The 5096-nt window shown below is 71.1% G+C and carries 3 protein-coding genes and 3 pseudogenes; 1 reads left to right on the top strand and 5 read right to left on the bottom strand.

The window, feature by feature from the left end; translation table 11 throughout:
• The 5 genes and pseudogenes from JNW89_RS27115 to JNW89_RS27095 form a co-directional block, all read right to left on the bottom strand.
• Positions 1-269 (bottom strand): annotated as a pseudogene (locus tag JNW89_RS27115) (ATP-binding cassette domain-containing protein); the annotation flags it as partial.
• Complete coding sequence (locus JNW89_RS27110) at positions 269-595, bottom strand: non-heme iron oxygenase ferredoxin subunit (protein WP_091320789.1); 327 nt, start codon at positions 593-595, stop codon at positions 269-271. The pseudogene JNW89_RS27115 and the gene JNW89_RS27110, both read right to left, overlap by 1 nt.
• Positions 595-1737, bottom strand: a complete 1143-nt coding sequence (gene sufD / locus JNW89_RS27105) for a Fe-S cluster assembly protein SufD (protein WP_238451178.1) — start codon at positions 1735-1737, stop codon at positions 595-597. The genes JNW89_RS27110 and sufD overlap by 1 nt, the downstream gene beginning before the upstream one ends.
• Positions 1738-1824: 87 nt before the next feature.
• Entirely contained in the window at positions 1825-3255 is a 1431-nt protein-coding gene (gene sufB, locus JNW89_RS27100) for a Fe-S cluster assembly protein SufB (RefSeq protein ID WP_238451176.1), read from the bottom strand.
• Positions 3252-4003, bottom strand: a pseudogene (locus JNW89_RS27095) (helix-turn-helix transcriptional regulator). Before JNW89_RS27095 ends, sufB begins: the two are co-directional and overlap by 4 nt.
• Positions 4004-4101: 98 nt before the next feature.
• Here JNW89_RS27095 and JNW89_RS27090 point away from each other — a divergent pair.
• Positions 4102-5060 (top strand): annotated as a pseudogene (locus JNW89_RS27090) (heme A synthase).
• The last annotated feature ends 36 nt before the right edge of the window (positions 5061-5096 follow it).

The following is a 5096-nucleotide window of genomic DNA, read 5'->3' as shown; positions in this document are numbered from 1 at the left end:
GGCCAGGAAGAGGCCGGCGCGGGCCCGCTCGTCGACCGACATGGCCAGCACGTCCTCGCCGTCGAGGGTCACCGAGCCGCCGGTGATCTCGTACTTGGGTGGCCGGCGATCGAGTACGCCAGGGTGGACTTGCCGGAACCGTTCGGCCCCATGATCGCGTGGGTCTCGCCCGAGCGGACGGTCAGGTCGACACCGGCCAGGATCGGCTTGAGCTCACCCTCGGGCAGCTTGACCGACACCTTCAGGTCGCGGATCTCCAGGGTGCTCATTATCGGGTCACTCCATTGCTCGGCGTCAGGCTGACGTAGATGTCGCCGTCGCGGACTTCGACGGGATAGACGGGGACGGGTTCGGTGGCGGGCAGCCCGGTGGGCTCACCAGTCCGTAGGTCGAAACGGGATCCGTGCAGCCAGCATTCCAGCGTGCACCCGTCGACCTCGCCCTCAGACAGGGCCACCGCGGCGTGCGAGCACTCGTCGTACACGGCGTAGAAGTTGTCGTCCTCGCCGTGCACGACGGCGATCTGGGTGCCGTCCACGTCGGCGCTGATCGCGGTGCCCTTCGGCACGTCCTCGGTCGAGCAGATCTTGATCATCAGGCGCCCGCCTTGGCCAGCCGGGCCTCGATCGCGTCGCCGAGCCGCTCGCGCAGCTCCTCGACCGGGATCTTGTTGATCAGCTCGGCGAAGAAGCCGCGCACCACCAGGCGACGGGCCTCGCCCTCCGGGATGCCCCGGGCCATCAGGTAGAACAGCTGCTCGTCGTCGAAGCGGCCGGTCGCGCTCGCGTGGCCGGCGCCGGCGATCTCGCCGGTCTCGATCTCCAGGTTGGGTACGGAGTCCGCCCGCGCGCCGTCGGAGAGCAGCAGGTTCCGGTTGATCTCGTACGTGTCGGTGCCGGTCGCCTCCGCGCGGATCAGCACGTCGCCCACCCAGACGGTGTGCGCGTCGTCGCCCTGCAGGGCGCCCCGGTAGCCGACGTAGCTGCGGCAGTCCGGCACGTTGTGGTCGACCAGCTGGCGGTGCTCCAGGTGCTGGCCACCGTCGGCGAAGTAGACGCCGTACAGCTCGGCCTCGCCGCCCCGGCCGGTGTACTCCACCGAGGTGTACTGCCGGACCAGATCGCCACCGAGGCTGACCTGGATGTGCGTCACCTTGGCGTCGCGGCCCAGCTTCACCTTGAGGTGCTGGGCCTGCACCGCGTCGGCGGCCCAGTCGGCGACGGTGACCAGGATCAGCTTCGCGCCCTCGGCCACCGACACCTCGACGTTGTCGGCCAGCGTGGCCGAGCCGACGTGCTCCAGCACCAGGGTGACCTCGGCGAACCGGCCCACGTCGACGAAGGTGTGCCCGAAGGCCAGCCCCTCGGCGCCGTCGCCGACCACCCGCAGGGTCACGGGCGCGCCCACCACGGCGTCCCGGGCGACCTCCACCAGCAGCGCGTCCCCCGCGCCGCCGTACGCCAGGGCGCTGACCCGGTCGACCGGGGTGAGCACGCTGCCCACCCGCGGGTCGTCCGCGCCGATCCGCCCGACGGTGACGCCCTCGGGCAGGTCGCCGTACTCGTGCCGGACCGTGGCGGTGGCGGCCTGCGCCCCGCCGACCAGCCCGCGCAGCCGCTTGAGCGGGGTGAAGCGCCACTCCTCCTCCAGGCCGGTGAGGGCCGGGAAGTCGGCGACGTCGTACGAGCGGAGCGCCTGCGTCTTGGTGCTGGGCGGCGCGGAAGCCTGGGTAGTCATCTCTTCCTTGGTCTGTTCTGCGACGACGGAATCAGGTGAGCGGACGGCGGGCCGGTGTCGGCCGACCCGCCGGGTGGGGCGGCGGCGTCAGCCGACCGCGCCCTCCATCTGCAGCTCGATCAGGCGGTTCAGCTCCAGGGCGTACTCCATCGGGAGCTCCTTGGCGATCGGCTCGATGAAGCCGCGCACGATCATCGCCATCGCCTCGTCCTCGCTCAGACCGCGGCTCATCAGGTAGAAGAGCTGGTCGTCGCTGATCTTGGAGACGGTCGCCTCGTGCCCCATCGCCACGTCGTCCTCGCGGATGTCGACGTAGGGGTAGGTGTCCGAGCGGGAGATGGTGTCGACCAGCAGCGCGTCGCACTTGACCGTGCTCCGGCTGTGGTGCGAGCCCTCCAGCACCTGGACCAGGCCCCGGTACGAGGTGCGGCCGCCGCCCCGGGCGATCGACTTCGACACGATGGTGGAGGAGGTGTGCGGCGCGGCGTGCACCATCTTGGCGCCGGCGTCCTGGTGCTGGCCCTCGCCGGCCATCGCCACCGAGAGCACCTCGCCCTTGGCGTGCTCGCCGGTCATGTAGACCGCCGGGTACTTCATGGTCACCTTGGAGCCGATGTTGCCGTCGACCCACTCCATGGTCGCGCCCTCGTGGCAGACGGCGCGCTTGGTGACCAGGTTGTAGACGTTGTTCGACCAGTTCTGGATGGTCGTGTAGCGGCAGCGCGCGTTCTTCTTGACGATGATCTCCACCACCGCGCTGTGCAGCGAGTCGGAGGAGTAGAGCGGCGCGGTGCAGCCCTCGACGTAGTGCACGTACGCGCCCTCGTCGACGATGATCAGCGTGCGCTCGAACTGGCCCATGTTCTCCGTGTTGATCCGGAAGTAGGCCTGCAGCGGGATCTCCACCTGCACGCCCTTCGGCACGTAGATGAACGAGCCACCGGACCACACGGAGGTGTTCAGTGCGGCGAACTTGTTGTCGCCGACCGGGATCACCGTGCCGAAGTACTCCTTGAAGATGTCCTCGTGCTCGCGCAGCGCGGTGTCGGTGTCCAGGAAGATGACACCCTGCTCCTCGAGGTCCTCACGGATCTTGTGGTAGACCACCTCGGACTCGTACTGCGCCGCGACACCGGCGACCAGGCGCTGCTTCTCCGCCTCCGGGATGCCCAGCCGGTCGTAGGTGTTCTTGATGTCCTCGGGCAGGTCCTCCCAGCTGGTGGCCTGCTTCTCGGTGGACCGCACGAAGTACTTGATGTTGTCGAAGTCGATCCCGGTGAGGTCCGCGCCCCAGGCCGGCATCGGCTTGCGACCGAACAGCCGCAGGCCCTTCAGGCGCAGGTCGAGCATCCAGGCCGGCTCGTTCTTCTTCGCCGAGATGTCCCGTACCACCGCCTCGTTGAGGCCGCGCTGGGCGACCGCCCCGGCGACGTCGGGGTCGGACCAGCCGTACTCGTAGCGGCCCAGGGCGGCGAGCTGCTCTTCCTGGGTCAGGGGCTGGACGATCTGCTCGGTCATCTATCTGTCCTCACAGTGGTGACGGTGTTACCGGACTGGGCACGCGGCTGGGCCGGGATGTGCGTGGTGCACACCCCGTCGCCGTGCGCGATGGTGGCCAGGCGCTGCACGTGGGTGCCGACCAGACGGGAGATCACCGCGGTCTCGGCCTCGCACAGCTGGGGAAACTCGGCGGCCACGTGCGCCACCGGGCAGTGGTGCTGACAGAGCTGGCCGCCGGAGGCGATCGTGGACGCGTTGGCAGCGTAACCCTCGGCGGTCAGCGCTCCCGCGAGCGCCTCCGCCCGGGCCATCGGATCGTCGCCGGCGCCCTCCATGGCGGCCCGGCAGCGGGCCTCCAGGGCGGCCACCTGGTCGGCGGCGAACGCCGCGACCGCCTCCGGCCCGCCGTTGCCGGCGATCCAGCGCAGCGCGGCGGTGGCCATGTTGTCGTAGTGGTGGGTGCCGCAGCGGACCCGGGCGCCTCGGTCAGCAGGAAGACCTTCGCCGGGCGACCGCGCCCGCGGCTGCCGCGCACGGCCTGCTCGCGGGCGACCACGTCACCGTCGGCGAGCATGGCGTCGAGGTGCCGGCGGATCGCGGCCGGGCTGAGCCCCAGCGCCGAGCCGAGCTGGGCGGCGGTGGTCGCCCCCCGCTCCAGCAGCAGCTGGGTGACCCGGTCCCGGGTGGAGAGGTCGGTGGACGCGGCTGTACCGGCGACCGGGGCGGTCGCCGACAGGTGCTCAGGGAGCGCCGCCGCGTTTTTCACAACGCCAACGTTACGTAATTCGTCGGAGGCCCGCAAACCCGGCCCCCGGTGATCCCTGACACCGGGCCGGCGGAGTCACCCGATCGTGCTCCACTACGGTGCGTAGGATTCGCTCCGTGAAGCGATCCGTCCGGTTCCCGGTCTCCACCGCTCTGCTGCGCCGCCTCGCGTACGCCTCGATCGTGGCGAACGTGGCCATCGTCGTGACCGGTGGGGCCGTCCGGCTCACCGCCTCCGGGCTCGGCTGCCCGACCTGGCCGCGGTGCACGGACGAGTCGTACCACACCACGGCCGAGATGGGCGCGCACGGGGTGATCGAGTTCGGCAACCGGCTGCTCACCTTCGCCGTCGGCCTCATCGCGCTGGCCATGGTGCTGGCGGTGCTGGCGTACCGGCCGCGCCGCAAGGGGCTGCTGGGGCTGGCGGTGGCCGTGTTCCTCGGTATCCCCGCGCAGGCGGTGATCGGCGGGATCACCGTGCTGACCAACCTCAACCCGTGGGTGGTCGGGCTGCACTTCCTCGCCTCGATGGCGGTCATCGCGGCCGCGTACGCGCTCTGGCGGCGGATCAAGGACCCGGACGGCCCGGCGGTCGCCGTGGTGCCCGGCCCGCTGCGCACCCTCGCGGCGCTCACCACGCTGGTCAGCGTCGCGGTGCTGGTCGTGGGCACCTGGGTCACCGGCAGCGGGCCGCACGCCGGCGACGGCGGCGCCGCGCGCAACGGCCTCGACCCGGAACAGATCTCCCAGGTGCACGCCGACGCGGTGTTCCTGCTGCTGGGCCTCTCCGTCGCGCTGATCTTCGCCTTCCGGGCGGTCGGCGCCGACGCCCGGCCCGGGCCGCCGTGGTGCTGGTCGCCGTGGAGCTGGGTCAGGGCGTGATCGGCTTCGTGCAGTACTTCACCGACCTGCCGGCGCTGCTGGTCGGCGCGCACATGCTCGGCTCCTGCCTGGTGCTGCTGGCCACCCTGTCGGTGCTCTGGTCGACCCGCGAACGCCGCCCGGCCCCCGTCCCGACCGCCGCCTCCGCCGAGGACCGGATCCCCGCCACCGCCTGACCACCCCGCTCCCCCACCCTGGGGGCGCTCTTACAG

This window comes from Micromonospora sp. 4G55, from assembly GCF_016803375.1.
The sequence above is the reverse complement of the archived record's forward strand: the minus strand, read 5'-3'. Positions and strand labels throughout refer to the sequence as shown.

Bases quoted from the DNA above. Each gene is read 5' to 3' on its own strand.
- sufB (WP_238451176.1), bottom strand. From the start codon at position 3,255: ATGACCGAGCAGATCGTCCAGCCCCTGACCCAGGAAGAGCAGCTCGCC.
- sufD (WP_238451178.1), bottom strand. From the start codon at position 1,737: ATGACTACCCAGGCTTCCGCGCCGCCCAGCACCAAGACGCAGGCGCTC.
- JNW89_RS27110 (WP_091320789.1), bottom strand. From the start codon at position 595: ATGATCAAGATCTGCTCGACCGAGGACGTGCCGAAGGGCACCGCGATC.